This is a genomic window from Mycobacterium sp. NBC_00419 (assembly GCF_036023875.1).
In the GTDB taxonomy this organism is placed as follows: Bacteria; Actinomycetota; Actinomycetes; order Mycobacteriales; family Mycobacteriaceae; genus Mycobacterium.
Genome location: NZ_CP107931.1, coordinates 1,649,011 through 1,664,153 on the forward strand (window position 1 = coordinate 1,649,011; position 15,143 = coordinate 1,664,153).

The 15,143-nt window shown below is 67.6% G+C and carries 15 protein-coding genes; 5 read left to right on the forward strand and 10 right to left on the reverse strand.

Annotation, left to right across the window (positions count from 1 at the left end; translation table 11 throughout):
• Positions 1–2: 2 nt before the first annotated feature.
• From OG976_RS07555 to mca, 3 genes are read right to left on the reverse strand one after another with little or no spacing between them, the layout of a single operon-like run.
• Positions 3–2,003: a thioredoxin domain-containing protein gene (locus OG976_RS07555; protein WP_328360031.1), complete on the reverse strand. Its 2,001-nt coding sequence runs from the start codon at positions 2,001–2,003 to the stop codon at positions 3–5.
• Positions 1,987–2,253, reverse strand: coding sequence for a hypothetical protein (locus OG976_RS07560; protein ID WP_328360034.1), 267 nt, complete (start codon positions 2,251–2,253; stop codon positions 1,987–1,989). Before OG976_RS07560 ends, OG976_RS07555 begins: the two co-directional genes overlap by 17 nt.
• Positions 2,250–3,122: a mycothiol conjugate amidase Mca gene (gene mca, locus OG976_RS07565; protein ID WP_328360037.1), complete on the reverse strand. Its 873-nt coding sequence runs from the start codon at positions 3,120–3,122 to the stop codon at positions 2,250–2,252. The genes OG976_RS07560 and mca overlap by 4 nt, the downstream gene beginning before the upstream one ends.
• A 140-nt stretch (positions 3,123–3,262) precedes the next feature.
• On the opposite strand from mca, the gene OG976_RS07570 reads away from it, so the two are divergent.
• The 3 genes from OG976_RS07570 to OG976_RS07580 all read left to right on the forward strand — a co-directional run bounded on the left by OG976_RS07570 (position 3,263) and on the right by OG976_RS07580 (position 5,113).
• A complete protein-coding gene (locus OG976_RS07570; protein WP_328360040.1) occupies positions 3,263–3,694 on the forward strand; it encodes a DUF4307 domain-containing protein in 432 nt (143 codons plus the stop codon).
• A 253-nt stretch (positions 3,695–3,947) separates the two neighbouring features.
• Positions 3,948–4,442, forward strand: coding sequence for a transcription elongation factor GreA (greA, locus tag OG976_RS07575; RefSeq protein ID WP_328360043.1), 495 nt, complete (start codon positions 3,948–3,950; stop codon positions 4,440–4,442).
• 11 nt (positions 4,443–4,453) lie between these two features.
• On the forward strand, positions 4,454–5,113 hold the full coding sequence (locus OG976_RS07580; RefSeq protein WP_328360046.1) for a GOLPH3/VPS74 family protein: 660 nt from the start codon (positions 4,454–4,456) through the stop codon (positions 5,111–5,113).
• Here OG976_RS07580 and OG976_RS07585 read toward each other — a convergent pair.
• The 5 genes from OG976_RS07585 to OG976_RS07605 form a co-directional block, all read right to left on the reverse strand.
• Complete coding sequence (locus OG976_RS07585) at positions 5,105–6,277, reverse strand: cystathionine gamma-synthase (RefSeq protein WP_328360048.1); 1,173 nt, start codon at positions 6,275–6,277, stop codon at positions 5,105–5,107. The two genes, OG976_RS07580 and OG976_RS07585, sit on opposite strands and share 9 nt — an antisense overlap.
• 77 nt (positions 6,278–6,354) lie before the next feature.
• Positions 6,355–7,335, reverse strand: coding sequence for a hypothetical protein (locus tag OG976_RS07590; RefSeq protein ID WP_328360050.1), 981 nt, complete (start codon positions 7,333–7,335; stop codon positions 6,355–6,357).
• 12 nt (positions 7,336–7,347) lie between these two features.
• Positions 7,348–8,037 carry an RDD family protein gene (locus OG976_RS07595; protein WP_328360053.1) on the reverse strand — a complete coding sequence of 230 codons (690 nt, stop codon included), beginning with the start codon at positions 8,035–8,037 and terminating at the stop codon, positions 7,348–7,350.
• A gap of 110 nt (positions 8,038–8,147) precedes the next feature.
• Positions 8,148–9,542, reverse strand: a complete 1,395-nt coding sequence (locus OG976_RS07600; protein WP_328360055.1) for a cystathionine beta-synthase — start codon at positions 9,540–9,542, stop codon at positions 8,148–8,150.
• A gap of 34 nt (positions 9,543–9,576) precedes the next feature.
• Entirely contained in the window at positions 9,577–10,641 is a 1,065-nt protein-coding gene (locus OG976_RS07605) for an alpha/beta hydrolase (RefSeq protein ID WP_328360057.1), read from the reverse strand.
• A 198-nt stretch (positions 10,642–10,839) separates the two neighbouring features.
• On the opposite strand from OG976_RS07605, the gene OG976_RS07610 reads away from it, so the two are divergent.
• Both OG976_RS07610 and OG976_RS07615 read left to right on the forward strand, forming a co-directional pair.
• Entirely contained in the window at positions 10,840–11,799 is a 960-nt protein-coding gene (locus tag OG976_RS07610; protein ID WP_442930508.1) for an SGNH/GDSL hydrolase family protein, read from the forward strand.
• 38 nt (positions 11,800–11,837) lie between these two features.
• Positions 11,838–13,055, forward strand: a complete 1,218-nt coding sequence (locus OG976_RS07615) for an acetyl-CoA C-acetyltransferase (protein ID WP_328360063.1) — start codon at positions 11,838–11,840, stop codon at positions 13,053–13,055.
• A gap of 53 nt (positions 13,056–13,108) precedes the next feature.
• Here the strand turns inward: OG976_RS07615 and OG976_RS07620 are convergent, their stop codons facing one another.
• Positions 13,109–13,996, reverse strand: coding sequence for an endonuclease domain-containing protein (locus OG976_RS07620; RefSeq protein WP_328360066.1), 888 nt, complete (start codon positions 13,994–13,996; stop codon positions 13,109–13,111).
• A gap of 129 nt (positions 13,997–14,125) precedes the next feature.
• Positions 14,126–14,974 carry a Bax inhibitor-1/YccA family protein gene (locus OG976_RS07625; RefSeq protein ID WP_328360069.1) on the reverse strand — a complete coding sequence of 283 codons (849 nt, stop codon included), beginning with the start codon at positions 14,972–14,974 and terminating at the stop codon, positions 14,126–14,128.
• Positions 14,975–15,143 lie beyond the last annotated feature (169 nt).

Genomic DNA, 15,143 nt, shown 5'->3' on the forward strand with positions numbered 1-15,143 from the left:
CGCTACACGGACACGCCCAGCGCTTCGGACAGATCCCGGGCAGTTGTCACCGGTAGATCGCACACCCTGCCGCGGCACACATAGGCCGCGTCGGCGCCGCGCACCCGGTCCCGTCCGGCCAGCAGCGGCGACGAGTCCACCGCACCGCCGACGACGATCGTCCCGCCGGGTGCGACCTGCCGGGCGGCGGCCAGCAGAGCCGAATCCGGCGACTCACACGAGACGGCCACCTGCAACGGACCGCGCACGGCCGCCTCGGCCACAGCCAGCCAGTGCCCGGCCGAGCGGGGCGCCTTGGCCAGCAGCGGCGAGTGCGCCAGCAGTGTGCCCGCGGCGGCGTCGCCGTAGCGGGCCGCCCAGTCGCCGTCGACCATGTGCCCGATGGTCAGCAGCGCCTCGGCGATCAACGACGCCCCCGCAGGTGTCGCACCGTCGAGCGGGTCGGCGGGACGCACCATCAGCGCCTCGGCGTCATCGGCGCTGTCGAACCAGCGGCCCGGCCGGTCCGGGTCGGCGAAATGCCGCAGCGCCAGGCTGATCAGCTCCGCGGCGGTCGTCAGCCAGGACTGGTCGGCGGTCAGCTGGTAGAGGCTCAGCAGCCCGGCCGCCAGCGCGGCATGGTCTTCGAGGATGGCCGCGCTGTCACCGGCCACGCCGCCCAGGCTGGCCCGCCGCAGCCGCCCGTCGACGATGTGCAGGTCCACGATCGCCTCAGCACACCGCAGTGCGGCCTCCAGCAGGCTCGGATCATCAAGGGCCACACTGGCTTCGGCCAACGCGGTGATCGCAAGACCGTTCCAGGCCGTCACGATCTTGTCGTCGCGCGGCGGCTGCACCCGGCTCGCCCGCGCGGCCAGCAGGGCGGCGCGCACCCGGTCGAAGCGATCGACGTCGTCGGGATCCGACAGCAGCTGCAGCACCGACGCGCCATGCTCGAACGTCCCCTGCTCGGTAACGTTGAAAACCGTTGCAGCCCAAGCTCCGTCGTCCGCACCGAGCACCTCGGCCAGCTGTGCAGGCGTCCACACGTAAGTGGAGCCTTCCGAGCCCGCGGCATCGGCGTCCAGCGACGAGGTGAACATGTCGCCCTCGGCCAGGTCGTTGATCAGGAACGCTGCCGTCTGCGCCGTGACCCGGCGGGCTAGCGGGTCACCCGTGCGTCGCGCCCAATGCGCGTAGGCGCGCAGCAGCAGCGCGTTGTCGTAGAGCATCTTCTCGAAGTGCGGCACCACCCAGTCGGGGTCCACGCTGTAGCGCGCGAAGCCGCCGGCCAGCTGGTCGTAGATCCCGCCGCGCGCCATAGCCACCGCGGTGCGGGCCACCGCAGCCAGTGCTTCCGGCGAACCGGTGCGCTCGTGGTTGCGCAGCAGCGCCTCGAGCAGCGCCGAGGGCGGGAATTTCGGCGCCTGCCCGAAGCCGCCGCGGTCGACGTCCTCGTCGCGCAGGATCACCTCGACGGCGTGGTCGCACAGCGCCGGGTTGATGTCCGGACCGCCGCCGGGCAGGCCTGCGGCCATCCGCCGCAGTTCACCGGCGACCTGATCAGAGGCCTGCTCGACGTCGTCGCGCTGGGTGCGCCAGGTATCGGCGACCGCGGCCAGCAGCTGCAGGAACTGCGCCTTGGGGTAGTAGGTGCCGCAGAAGAACGGCCTGCCGTCCGGGGTCAGGAAACACGTCATCGGCCAGCCACCCTGACCGGTCATGGCCATGGTGGCGTTCATGTACACCGCGTCGAGGTCGGGACGTTCCTCGCGGTCGACCTTGATGCAGACGAAGTCGGCGTTGGCCGCCGCGGCCACCTCGTGGTCCTCGAAGGACTCATGGGCCATCACGTGGCACCAGTGGCAGGCGGCATAACCGATGGACAGCAGGATCGGAACGTCGCGGCGGGCGGCGTCCTCGAGGGCCTCGGGGCCCCACTGCTGCCAGTGCACCGGATTGTCGGCGTGCTGGCGCAGGTAGGGGCTGGTGGCCCCACCCAGGGTGTTACCCGCTGGACTCACTGGCGGACTTCCCGGTCTCTGCCTGCGCCTCGGGTTCGGCGTCCTCGGCTGCCGACTCCACCGGCTCATCGTCGAAGCTCTTCGGCAGCTTCTTGAGGTGCCGGTTCATCGACCAGACCAGGATGAACACGCCGATCAGCAGCAACACCACGACCAGCAGACCCAGCGGACTGGCCTTGCCGAAATCCGGCCCGGAGTTCTTCGGCGGATCGGCGAGCACCGATACCGCCGTGGTCAACAGGTCAATCACTCGAATATCTCGATTCCGGCGAACAGGTCTTCCTCGGGCAGGGTCGCGGGCACCCGTGAGCGAGCCAGTTCGAACTCCTCGGTGGGCCACAACCGCTGCTGCCACTCTATGGGTGTCGCGAAGAAGAACCCGGAGGGGTCGATCTGGGTGGCGTGCGCCTTGAGCGCCTCGTCGCGGACGTGGAAGTAGTCCGAGCATGGAACGCGGGTGGTCACCCGCCCGGCGTGCACGTCGATCTCCGGGTCCCAGCTCTCCAGCCACTTCGCGAACGGGCCCTCCTGGCCGTTCTTGGCGAACTCGTCCTGCAACATCTGCAGGCGCGCACGCAGGAAGCCGTGGTTGTAGTACAGCTTGCTGACACTCCACGGATCCCCGGCGTCGGGATGCAACCGGTGATCGGCCGCCGCCTCGTAGGCGGCGACCGAAACCTGGTGGCAGCGAATGTGATCCGGGTGCGGATAGCCACCGTTCTCGTCATAGGTGGTCATGACGTGGGGGCGGAAGTCCCTGATGAGCTTGACCAGCTCGGCAACGGGTTCTTCCAGCGGCACATCCGCGAAGCAGCCCTCCGGCAGCGGCGGCAGCGGGTCGCCCTCGGGAAGTCCGGAGTCGACGAATCCCAACCACCGGTGCTCGACGCCGAGAATCTCGGCGGCCTTGGCCATCTCGTCGCGGCGGACGTCGGCGATGCGGCCACGCACCTCCGGCAGATCCATCGCCGGGTTGAGGATGTCGCCGCGCTCCCCGCCAGTCAGCGTCACCACCAGCACCCGGTGGCCTTCATTTGCGTAGCGCGCCAAGGTCGCCGCACCCTTGCTGGACTCGTCGTCCGGGTGGGCGTGAACGGCCATCAACCGCAGTTCGGTCACGTCTCCCTCGATTTGCTCTCGCGTACTGCTGCACCCTGCGTACTGCTGCAACACCGACAGCACGCCCTATAGTCCAATAGTTCCATCCGGGGCATGCATACCCGTAATCAAGCCCGCTGACGAGAGTTGCACTCGACACCATGACCGAGAGCCGCACCAAGCTGGAGTCGAGGTACGGCCGGCAGCGGATGGCACCCGGCACGCGGCGCTGGCTGGCCATTGTGCTGGGCGTGGTGGCCCTGGCCCTGGGAATCGTCGTCGCGGCCGTCGGCTACCAGCGCTTCGAGGGCAATGACGTCGAGGGCACCATGGCGGCCTACGAGGTCCTGGACAGCCAAACGGTGTCGGTCACGATCAGCGTGACTCGAAAGGACCCGTCGCGGCCCGCGCACTGCATCGTGCGGGTGCGTTCGCGCGACGGTTCCGAAACCGGCCGGCGCGAAATCCTGGTGGCGCCGTCGGAGCAGAAGACGGTGCAGGTGACGGCCACGGTCAGGTCCTACAAGCCGCCGTACGTCGGCGACATCTACGGCTGCGGCATGGACGTGCCGTCCTACCTGGTCAGCCCGTAGGTTCTCCTGGTCGAGGCGTCGCGCCGATGGCTTGCGCGCTAACGGCGAACTGCGAATTTTTGAAAGCTGTGAGTCGCCTCGGTGGTAGACTTGGTCGATACACGGTTCCTGCTGGGAGCCGTGTATTGCTTCATTAGCGCGTTTATACGCAGCTCTTCGGAGGCAATACACGCGGGACTGCCCGCATGTTCCCGGCAGCGACAGACAGACTGCACCGCTAGCCGCGGAAATAACGAATGAGGAGCACGACGAGATGACCGATACCCAGGTGACCTGGCTGACTCAGGAGTCATACGACCGGCTCAAGGGCGAGCTCGATCAGCTGATCGCCAATCGTCCGATCATCGCCGCCGAGATCAACGACCGGCGCGAAGAGGGCGACCTGCGCGAGAACGGCGGCTACCACGCTGCCCGCGAGCAGCAGGGCCAGGAAGAGGCGCGCATCCGCCAGCTGCAGGAGCTGCTGACGACGGCCAAGGTGGGCGAGGCCCCCAAGGTGTCCGGCGTGGCCCTGCCCGGCTCGGTCGTCACGGTCTATTACAACGGCGACGAGTCCGACACCGAGACCTTCCTGATCGCCACCCGCCAGGATGGCATCGATCACGACAAGCTCGAGGTCTACTCCCCCAACTCTCCGCTGGGCGCCTCGCTGCTCAACGCCAAGGTCGGCGAGACGCGGTCCTACACCGTGCCCAACGGCAACATCGTCAAGGTGTCGCTGGTCAGCGCGGAGCCCTACCAGGGCTAGTTCGCCGACGCGTGGCACGCATCGCCGAAGACCTGCTGCTGCTGCTTCTCGACAACGCCGCAGCCCAGCCCGCAATCGAACGCGGCACTCTGCAGCGGCTGATGGCCGCCGCGGTACTGCTGGATTTGGCCTACGAGTGCCGGATCCGGCCCGCGTTGCCGCAGGAGCCGGTGGACTCCGATCGGCTGGTCGCGCTGGCCGGCCCTCCCCCTGCGGATCCGGTGGTGCGCCCGGCCCTGTCACTGCTGCTGCAGGCGCCGATGACCCCAGCCCAGGCGATCGCCAAGCTCCGCAAGCGCGCCGAGGACGATGTGCTCGACCAACTGCTGCGCACCGGGCAGCTGCATCAGGTGCAGCTGTCCTCACATCGGTTCCGCCGCAACGACTATGCCTGGCCGATGGCCAACCGTGCCCGGGTGGACCGGGCGCGCTCGGCCCTGTTGGCGGCGCTGTTCGACGGGCAGCGGCCCGATCCGCAGACCGCGAGCATCATCTCGCTGTTGCATACGGTGAACGCACTGGGCGGCCTGCTGTCCCTCAACGAGCGCGGCTGGCAGTGGGTTGTCGGCCGGGCAAGCGAAATCGCCAGCGGCACATGGGTTGACGACGCTCAGATGGCCGACGTCAATCTTGCGGTGACGACGGCCGCGATCCGGGCCGCGTTAGCTTAGGGCCTGTTCGAGGTCGCCCAGCAGATCGGCCGGGTCTTCGATGCCGACCGAGAGCCGGACGAGGTCGTCGGGCACCTCCAGTTGCGAGCCCGCCGTCGAGGCGTGGGTCATCGCACCCGGATGCTCGATCAGCGACTCGACCCCACCGAGGGATTCCGCGAGGATGAAAACCTCTGTGCGCGAGCACAACCGGCGTGCCGCATCGGCACCGCCACGCATCCGTACCGAGACCATGCCGCCGAATCCACGCATCTGTCGGGCGGCGACCTCGTGGCCCGGATGGCTCGGCAGGCCCGGGTAGAGCACCTGACTCACCGCGGCATGGCCGACGAGGAATTCGGCGACCTGCGCGGCGTTCGCGCTGTGCCGCTGCATCCGCAGTTCCAACGTCTTGAGGCCGCGCATGGTCAGGTAGGCGTCGAACGGGCCCGGCACACCGCCGGCGCCGTTCTGCAGGAACGCGAACTTGGTGTCCAGTTCCTCGTCGTTGGTCACCAGTGCGCCACCGACCACGTCGGAGTGCCCGCCGATGTACTTCGTCGTCGAGTGCAGCACGATGTCGGCGCCCAGGGACAGCGGCTGCTGCAGCGCGGGGGACGCAAAGGTGTTGTCCACCAACACCTTCAACCCAGCGGCAGAGGCGATCTGGGCGATCCCGGCGATGTCGGCGATCGACAGCAGCGGGTTGGTCGGTGTCTCCACCCAGATCAGGCGGGTCCGGCTGGTGATCGCCGCGCGCACCGCGTCGAGATCCGACAGCGGCACCGGCGTGTGCTCGACGCCCCACTGGCTGAACACCTTGTCGATGAGCCGGAACGTGCCGCCGTAGGCGTCGTCGGGGATCACCAGGTGGTCACCGGGTCGCAGGACAGCGCGCAGGGCACAGTCGGTGGCGGCCATGCCGGAACTGAACGCGCGCCCGAAGGTGCCGTCCTCGACCGCAGCCAGCACCGCCTCCAGCGCGGCGCGGGTGGGGTTGCCGGTGCGGGCGTATTCGAACCCGCCGCGCAGGCCGCCCACACCGTCCTGGGCGAAGGTGCTGCTGGCGTAGATCGGCGCATTGACCGCACCGGTCGCGGGGTCCGGCCGGTAACCGGCGTGGATGGCTTTGGTCGCGAAACCCTGTGCCCTGTGCCGGTCGGCGGCGCTGCGCTGCTCACTCATCGCCATGGAGCCTATCGGCATGAGAAAAGGCGCTCACCGCGGGCGGTGAGCGCCTTTTCCGTTCAGACCTCAGATGGCTACGCCGGAACCGGTGCGACCTCGCCGCCGGTCAGCCGCCGGTAGACGAAGATCTCGAAGAGATACGCCACCGGAACTGCGACGATCAAACCGATACCGCACAACAGTGCCCCGACCAGGGTGATGGCGATGGCGACGAGCCACGCCAGGATCGCCGGTCCGAAGTTGGACTTGACGATGTCGAAGCTGAATTTGATCCCGTTGATCGCAGAGAGGTTGCGGTCGACGACCGCCACGATCGCGAACATCGTGAAGACCGACACGATCAGGCCGGGGATGACGCACAGGAAGTTGCCGATCGCCGACAGGATTCCCACGATCACGGTGGTCAGGACCACGTTGGCGACATTGCGCGGCTTGAAGAACGAGCCGACGCTCACCTTGTGCCCGTTGGCGATGTCCAGCAGGCCGCCGACATACGCCGACGCGATCGCGCCCGCCACGACCAGGAGTGCGATGCCCCCGATGATGAGCACGACGGTGCCGCCGGCACCCAACTCCATGCCGGACGAGTAACTGAAGCTCGAACCGTCGGACTCATAGACCGTGGCGGTGTCGGGCGACATGGCACTGAGGACAGCCGACAGGATGCCGCTCAGGCCGCCGACGATGACACCGAGCACCAGCGTGGCGACCAGCAGCGGGACAGCGTTCTTGGAGAACTGGCCCCAGGCCCACGAGAAGGCCTCACCGATGCTCACCTGCGGCCCGGTGGGCGGTCCGTAACCGGGCGGCGGCGGCGCGTAGTTCCCGGGCGGCGGCGGCGGATAGTTGCCCGGCGGAGGTGGCGGGTAACTCCCCGGCGGTGGGTAGCTGCCGGGCTGTTGCGGCGGCGGGTAGCCCCCAGGCGGGGGGTAGTTCCCCGGCGGCGGGTAATTCCCGGGCTGCTGCGGCGGCGGGTAGCCACCGGGCTGCTGCGGCGGCGGGTAGCCCCCAGGCGGCGGGGGGAAGTTCCCGGGCGGTTCAGGCGGTTGCGTCATCGTGTCCTTCGGTTATAGGGGTAGACAAACGGTGGTCATGATCTTGTCGGCAAGTGTCTGCCGCTTAGCGTCCCACAGCGGGAACAGGTAACCGATGTAGCAGATGATCGCGTCGACGATATGTGCCAGCTGCCGCACGATCGACAGACCGAAGCCGATCGGTTGACCGGTCTTCTCGCTGACCACCTTGAACTTCATGATCGACTTGCCGATGCTCGAACCGGTGGTGCCCTGCTTGTATCCGTAGTTCCACAACAGGTACGCGAGGCCGACGAGCACGCTCAGACTGAACGCCGCGACGCCCAGCGTCGAATTTCCCGTGGCACAGAACTCCCCGAGGTTGTACTCGGAGCTGTCGGTGACGCACGCAGTCTCCTGAGTGGCGGCCTCGATGCCGTAGCCGATACCCACGACGATCATGTACGGGATGTAGTCGATGATCCACGCCACAGCTCGGGTGACCCACGACGTGTAGGCGGTCTGCGGCAGTTGACCCAGGGGTTGCCCTGGCAGCGGCGGCGCTCCGAACCCGGCACCGGGAGGCGGGGGTGCGTACCCACCCTGCGGCGGCGGAGGAGGCGGATAGCCACCACCCGGCGGTGGTGGCGGATAGCCACCACCGGACGGCGGCGGGAAGCCCCCAGGGGGCGGCGGAGGAGGCGGATAGTTCCCAGGCGGGGGGCCAGGTGGTTGTTCGGTCATGGCGCCTTCCAGCAGAGGTATTAGCTGAGGTAAAGCGGCAACGAATCTACCTGAGAAGTTGCTGCGCATCCCCTCAAAGCGCAATGTTCATCTGCGGGCTACACAGCAGGTCAGCGGCGGCGCGGGCCCTCCGAAAGGAAGCCCAGAAGGTCGTGGCGGGTGATGACGCCGACGGGCTTGCCCTCCTCGACGACCATCAACGCGTCCCATTCCCGAAGCGACTTGGCCGCCGCGCTCACCAGCTCGCCGCCGCCGATGAGGGGCAGCGGCGGGCCCATGTGCAATGCCACCGCGTCGGCCAGCTTGGCCCGGCCCTCGAACACCGCCGAGAGCAGCTCGCGCTCGGACACGCTGCCGGCGACCTCCCCGGCCATCACCGGCGGTTCGGCGCCGACGACGGGCATCTGGGAGACGCCGTACTCGCGCAGGATCCCGATCGCGTCGCGCACCGTCTCCGACGGGTGGGTGTGCACCAGGTCGGGCAGCTCCCCGGACTTCCCGCGCAGCACATCGGCGACGACGGGTTCGGGTACCGACTCGTCCAGCGGCGTGCGCAGGAAGCCGTAGGACGACATCCACGCGTCGTTGAATATCTTGGACAGGTAGCCACGTCCGCCGTCGGGCAGCAAGACCACCACGAGTGAATCGGGCCCGGCCTCCTTGGCCACCTTCAGTGCGGCGACCACCGCCATACCGCACGAGCCGCCGACCAGCAGCGCCTCCTCGCGGGCGAGCCGGCGCGTCATGTCGAACGAATCGGCATCAGAGACGGCGATGATCTCGTCGGCGACCGCCGGGTCATAGGCCGACGGCCAGAAATCCTCGCCCACGCCCTCGACCAGGTAGGGCCGCCCGGTGCCGCCGGAGTACACCGATCCCTCGGGGTCGGCGCCGATGATCTTGACCTTCCCGCCGGACACCTCCTTGAGGTAGCGGCCGGTGCCGGTGATGGTGCCGCCGGTGCCTACGCCCGCCACGAAGTGGGTGATCTTGCCGTCGGTGTCCGCCCAGATCTCCGGACCGGTGGTCTCGTAGTGGCTGGCCGGCCCGTTGGGGTTGGAGTACTGATCGGGCTTCCAGGCGCCCTCGATCTCGGTGACCAACCGGTTGGAGACGCTGTAGTAGCTGTCCGGGTGGTCCGGTGCCACCGCGGTGGGGCAGACGACGACGTCGGCGCCATAGGCGCGCAGGACGTTGCGCTTGTCCTCACTGACCTTGTCCGGGCAAACAAACACGCACTTGTAGCCGCGGCGCTGCGCGACCAGCGCCAGGCCGACGCCGGTGTTGCCGGAGGTGGGTTCGACGATGGTGCCGCCAGGCTTGAGCTCGCCGCTGGCCTCGGCGGCGTCGATCATCTTGACCGCAATGCGGTCCTTGGAACTGGACCCCGGGTTGAGGTATTCGATCTTGGCCGCGACCAATCCCGACCCCTCGGGCACAACGGAGTTGAGTCGAACCAGCGGGGTGTTGCCGATCAGCTCGCTGATGTGCGGCGCGATACGCATACCTACATGGTGTCAGGCCCGCACCGAAGTGCGCTCAGCCGGTGGCCTCGCGGATGTATTCACCGATCTGGCGCAGCGATCGCGTCGCCTCCGGAATCAGCGGGGCGGCGAGTTGGAAGTCGTGGATCTGGCCGGGCCACACCCGCACCTCGGTCGGCACGCCCGCGGCGGCCAACGCGCGCGCCGCCAGCCGGGCATCGTGCAGCAGCACCTCGGAGCCCGAGACGTGAATGAGGGTGCGGGGCAGGCCGGGCTCGATGTGATCGAGCGGTTCGTAGGCGCCCTCGGGTTCGCCGTCGACGATGTTCTTCGCGGCTGCGCGGGCCACCAGGGCCACCAGAGCGTCAAATGCCTTGGGCGGGAACATCGCATCGGTGTGGATGTTCGGATGGCTGAGCTTGGGACCGTGGTCGAGTTGAAGCAGCGGCGAGATCGCGACGAGCGCGGCGGGCTCCTCCCCCTCGGCCTGCAACCGCTGCGCCAGCGCCAGCGACAGGTACCCACCGGCGGAGTCGCCGGCGAGCACGATCTGGTCCGGCTCGTAGCCGCGCAGCCGCAGCCACTGGTAGGCGTCGTAGCAGTCGTCGAGGGCGTTGCCGATGGAGTGCTTGGGAATGAGCCGGTAGTCGACCACCAGCACCGGCGAATCGGCGTACTTGGACAACGACGTTGAAATCCGGCTGTGCGAATTGACACCGCACGTGAGGAACGCCCCGCCGTGCATGTAGAGCACGATGCGGCGACGGCCGTCGGCGGGCAGCACACCGGGGGCACGGACCAGTTGCGCCGAGGCATTGGGCAGGCCGACGGTGGCGCGCACGGTGCCCGGCGTCGGCAGGACCGCGCGGGCGACGAAATCCACCAGACCGAACGGCCACGGCCAGTGCGGCACGTGGCTCAGCACAGCCAAGGTGGGCCACATCGTGGCGCGGGTGCCCATGGACACCAGCCGCGCGGCGATGCTCGGGCCGTCCTCGACGACCTCGACGGGTGCGCCGTCGGAAACCGGATAGCGGCGCGGGCGCTGCACTGTGTCAGGCCCGCTACCGGCATGAGTTCGATGGGGCGAAGAAGCCCGGACCTTACTGGGTGCGGTCATCGTCAACACTCCCTACGCCGTTGTAGATACGTGTCCCCGGGACCCACCAGCGAACCCCGGTAACTTAGCTTGACAGCTTCGATAGATACAACAACTAACGATTTGTTTTCTTACCGGAAGTGATACCTGTCCGTAATCGCGGGGCCACTGTCAGGACCGGTTTGCGGGGGTGTCGGCACCTAAACTGGCCGGGTGGACATGCGCGGGCCGCGTCGGTCAACGGTGGTGTTGGGGGTGGCGGGAGTACTCGCCTCCACCGGCACAGCTGTGCTAGGTGCCCGGACTCTGCTCAATGAACAGGCAGCCCAGGCTCGAACCGTGATCCCGAAGGCCTGGGACGTCCCGCCGCGCGCAGACGGCGTCTACGCCCCCGGCGGTGGGCCGGTCCGCAAGTGGGACCGCGATGTCCCCTATGACCTGCACATGATGGTGTTCGGCGACTCGACGGCCACCGGTTACGGCTGCCGCGACGCCGACGAGGTGCCCGGCGTGCTGATCGCGCGGGGGCTGGCCGAGGAGTCCGGCAAGCTGATCCGATTGTCGACTAAGGCCATCGTCGGCGCGACGTCCAAGGGGCTGTCGGGTCAGGTGGACGCCATGTTCGTGGCCGGTCCCCCGCCGGATGCCGCGGTGATCATGATCGGCGCCAATGACATCACCGCACTCAACGGCATCGGGCCATCAGCCAACCGGCTCGGTGCCGCGGTCAAGCGGCTGCGCGCCTCCGGCGCGGTCGTCGTCGTCGGCACCTGCCCGGACTTCGGCGTCATCACCGCCATTCCGCAGCCGCTGCGCTACACCGCGCGATCCCGCGGACTGCACCTGGCCCGCGTGCAGGCCACCGCGGTGCGGGCCGCGGGCGGTGTGCCGGTGCCGCTAGCCGATCTGCTGACGCCGAACTTCCTCGAGACTCCGGAGTTGATGTTCTCCGACGACAAGTTCCACCCGTCGGCGGCCGGCTACGCGTTGGCGGCCAACCAGTTGCTGCCCGCCCTGTGCCACGAACTCGGCGAGTGGACGGGCGCGACCGTGCCGGACCTGCCGTGGATCACGCCCTCGCAGAGCTGGAATGTCAGTACCCGTCTGGCGCCGATCACCCGGCTGTTCCGCCGGCGTACCACCGGGGTGCCCGCACCGATCGTGGTACCCGCGAGCTAAGTTCGTGTGCAGTTGCCGCACTCCCAAGGAGCCTTGTCATGCCCGAAGCCGTCATCGTTTCCACTGCCCGCTCGCCGATCGGCCGCGCGATGAAGGGCTCGTTGGTCGATATCCGACCCGACGATCTTGCCGCCCAGATGGTGCGCGCCGCCCTGGACAAGGTGCCTTCGCTGGATCCGAAGGAGATCGACGACCTGATCATGGGTTGCGGTCAGCCCGGCGGCGAGTCCGGCTTCAATATCGGCCGCGCCGTGGCCGTGGAGCTGGGCTACGACTTTATGCCGGGCACCACGGTCAACCGGTATTGCTCGTCGTCGCTGCAGACCACTCGGATGGCATTCCACGCGATCAAGGCCGGCGAGGGCCATGCGTTCATCTCGGCGGGTGTGGAGACCGTGTCGCGGTTCGTCAAGGGCAACGCCGACGGGTGGCCGGACACCAAGAACGCGCTGTTCGCTGACGCTCAGGCACGCTCGGAGGCCGCCGCGGCCGGTGCCGACGAGTGGCACGATCCGCGTGCCGACGGCCTGATTCCTGACGTCTACATCGCGATGGGCCAGACCGCCGAGAACGTCGCACTCTTCACCGGGATCAGCCGGGAGGACCAGGACCACTGGGGTGTGCGGTCGCAGAACCGTGCCGAGGAGGCCATCAAGAGCGGCTTCTTCGAGCGCGAGATCGTGCCCGTCACGCTGCCCGACGGGACCGTCGTCTCGACCGATGACGGTCCCCGCGCGGGGACCAGCTACGAGAAGATCAGCCAGCTCAAGCCGGTGTTCCGGCCCAACGGCACGATCACCGCAGGCAACGCGTGCCCGCTCAACGACGGCGCGGCCGCGCTGGTCATCGTCTCCGACACCAAGGCCAAGGAGCTGGGCCTGACCCCGCTGGCGCGCGTGGTGTCCACCGGTGTTTCCGGCCTCTCGCCGGAGATCATGGGCCTGGGCCCGATCGAGGCCGTCAAGAAGGCGCTGGCCAATGCGAAGCTGTCGATCTCCGATATCGACCTTTACGAGATCAACGAGGCGTTCGCCGTTCAGGTGCTCGGCTCGGCTCGGGCGCTGGGGATGGATGAAGACAAGCTCAACGTCTCCGGCGGCGCGATCGCGCTGGGGCATCCGTTCGGTATGACGGGCGCCCGGATCACCGCCACGCTGCTGAACAACCTGCAGACCTACGACAAGACGTACGGCATCGAGACGATGTGCGTCGGCGGCGGCCAGGGTATGGCCATGGTCATCGAGCGGCTCTCCTAGGAACCCCCAACGATTCTGCGGTGAGAGCGTCCTTTTCCGAGGATTTCGCGCTCTCACCGCAGAATCGATGCACGCCGGGCCAGGGCAGCGCGCACCCGCCGCACGATGTCGGCTGCCGTGTCGCCGACGAGTACACGGATCACGATCCAGCCCAGCGACTCCAGTTCCTCCTTGCGGCGCGAGTCCTTTGCGTATTGACGGCGGTCGGTGCGGTGATGCTCGCCGTCGTATTCGACCGCGACTTTCATGTCCTCCCAGCCCATGTCGAGGTAATAGCTTGACCAGCCTCCTTCTGGGCGCCGCACCGGGATCTGCGTACGAGGACGAGGCAGCCCGGCTTCGACCAGAATCATGCGAAGCCAGCTCTCCTTTGGTGACTGCGCACCGGGGTCTACCCATCTCAAGACTGTCTCGAGCTGTCTTAGGCCCGGCGCGCCCCGGTGTTTCCCAGCAACGGCTGCCACCTCCTCGACACTGACACCGGTGGCCCTGAACAGGGCATCCATCCGCGCGACGGCTACGCGTGCTGGACGACGGCGCCCGATGTCGAAGGCTGTGCGCGCGGGAGTTGTGACAAGCAGGTTGTCCATCTCGACGTACTCGTCACAGTGCATGCGGAGGTAGTGCGTTGTGATGCCTTGGGGTGGACGGGCATTGAGCCACATCAGCTCGACGGGTAGATCGTCATCAAGCCACTGGCTGCCATGCAGTCCCGCCGCCGTCAGCCCCATCACAATCCCCTGCCGGTGCGACCACAGCCATGCCGCCTTCGCACGCTCGCGCAACGTCAGCTCAACACCTTTGGGCGCATAGACGTCGGGAAATACGGCGGTGTACCGGGTTCGTAGCAGATGTTTGCCGACCAGCCCGGCGTCGACGGCCTCACTTCCGATGAATGGCGCAGTGCTCGTCACCGGCCCACCATCGCGCGGACCGGTCATCCGTTCTGCTCACAGAGCGACCTGCTGGGGACAAAACCCGATCTGTGAGCAGAACCGATGAGCCCGCGCCCACCTACGACAAAGCCCCAGCCTCTATAGAAGGGGCCGGGGCTTTGTGCGTGGGCAAAGCTAGCGCTGCTGGAAGTAACTGAGCAGACGCAGGATCTCCAAGTACAGCCACACCAGCGTGACGGTCAGGCCGAGGGCCACACCCCAGGCCGCCTTCTCCGGTGCGCCGGCGCGGATCATCTGATCAGCGGCGTCGAAGTCGAGCAGGAAGCTGAAGGCCGCCAGCGCGATGCACACCAGGGAGAAGATGATCGCGATCGTGCCGCCGGAGCGCAGGCCCATGCCGTCGCCGCCACCGACGCCGAACATCGACAGGACGAAGTTGCCGAGCATGAGCACCAGCACGCCGACCATGCCCGCGACGAGCATGCGGGTGAACTTCGGGGTGACGCGGATGGCACCGGTCTTGTAGACGACGAGCATGCCGAAGAAGACGCCGATCGTGCCCAGGATGGCCTGACCGATCAGTGCACCGGCGTTGGCGCCAGACACCACGACGTTGGCCAGCACGAATGAGATCGCGCCGAGGAACAGGCCCTCGAGCGCGGCGTAGCTCAGCACGATGGCCGGGTTGTCCTGCTTGCGGCCGAAGGTCGCCACCAGCACCAGGGCCAGGCCGCCGAGCGAGCCGATCAGGGTGAACGGCATCGCCAGCGCCAGGTTGGACGCCACCAGGAAGTACGAGACGACGGCGACGATCGACAGCACGCCGAGGGTGATGCCGGTCTTGGTGACGACGTCATCGATCGTCATGGGCCGCGAGACACCGGTCTGCGGCGGATGCTGCGTGGTGTAGGGGTCGGCCTGGTAAGCCACCTGCTGGGCACCGGCTACGCCGCTACCGAACTGTGCATATCCGCCCTGCTGCTTGGGCAGCGAGCGAAATATCGGGTTGCTGGTCTCCCGCACCGTCGGATCCTCTCCTGGAAATCGAGTGAACGCACCGTCAACGAACGGCGCGACGGCCAGGTTCCCAGAAATCTTTCGAACTTCCCGACGTATCCCGACCGTACAAAGCCCGACCTTACCTGTGAGGCGACTGTGGTGGGGTCTCGATCTGGATCCGACTGGGCTGGGT

Bases quoted from the DNA above. Each gene is read 5' to 3' on its own strand.
- OG976_RS07570 (WP_328360040.1), top strand. From the start codon at position 3,263: ATGACCGAGAGCCGCACCAAGCTGGAGTCGAGGTACGGCCGGCAGCGG.
- greA (WP_328360043.1), top strand. From the start codon at position 3,948: ATGACCGATACCCAGGTGACCTGGCTGACTCAGGAGTCATACGACCGG.
- OG976_RS07585 (WP_328360048.1), bottom strand. From the start codon at position 6,277: ATGAGTGAGCAGCGCAGCGCCGCCGACCGGCACAGGGCACAGGGTTTC.
- OG976_RS07590 (WP_328360050.1), bottom strand. From the start codon at position 7,335: ATGACGCAACCGCCTGAACCGCCCGGGAACTTCCCCCCGCCGCCTGGG.
- OG976_RS07595 (WP_328360053.1), bottom strand. From the start codon at position 8,037: ATGACCGAACAACCACCTGGCCCCCCGCCTGGGAACTATCCGCCTCCT.
- OG976_RS07600 (WP_328360055.1), bottom strand. From the start codon at position 9,542: ATGCGTATCGCGCCGCACATCAGCGAGCTGATCGGCAACACCCCGCTG.
- OG976_RS07605 (WP_328360057.1), bottom strand. From the start codon at position 10,641: ATGACCGCACCCAGTAAGGTCCGGGCTTCTTCGCCCCATCGAACTCAT.
- OG976_RS07610 (WP_442930508.1), top strand. From the start codon at position 10,840: ATGCGCGGGCCGCGTCGGTCAACGGTGGTGTTGGGGGTGGCGGGAGTA.
- OG976_RS07615 (WP_328360063.1), top strand. From the start codon at position 11,838: ATGCCCGAAGCCGTCATCGTTTCCACTGCCCGCTCGCCGATCGGCCGC.
- OG976_RS07620 (WP_328360066.1), bottom strand. From the start codon at position 13,996: ATGACCGGTCCGCGCGATGGTGGGCCGGTGACGAGCACTGCGCCATTC.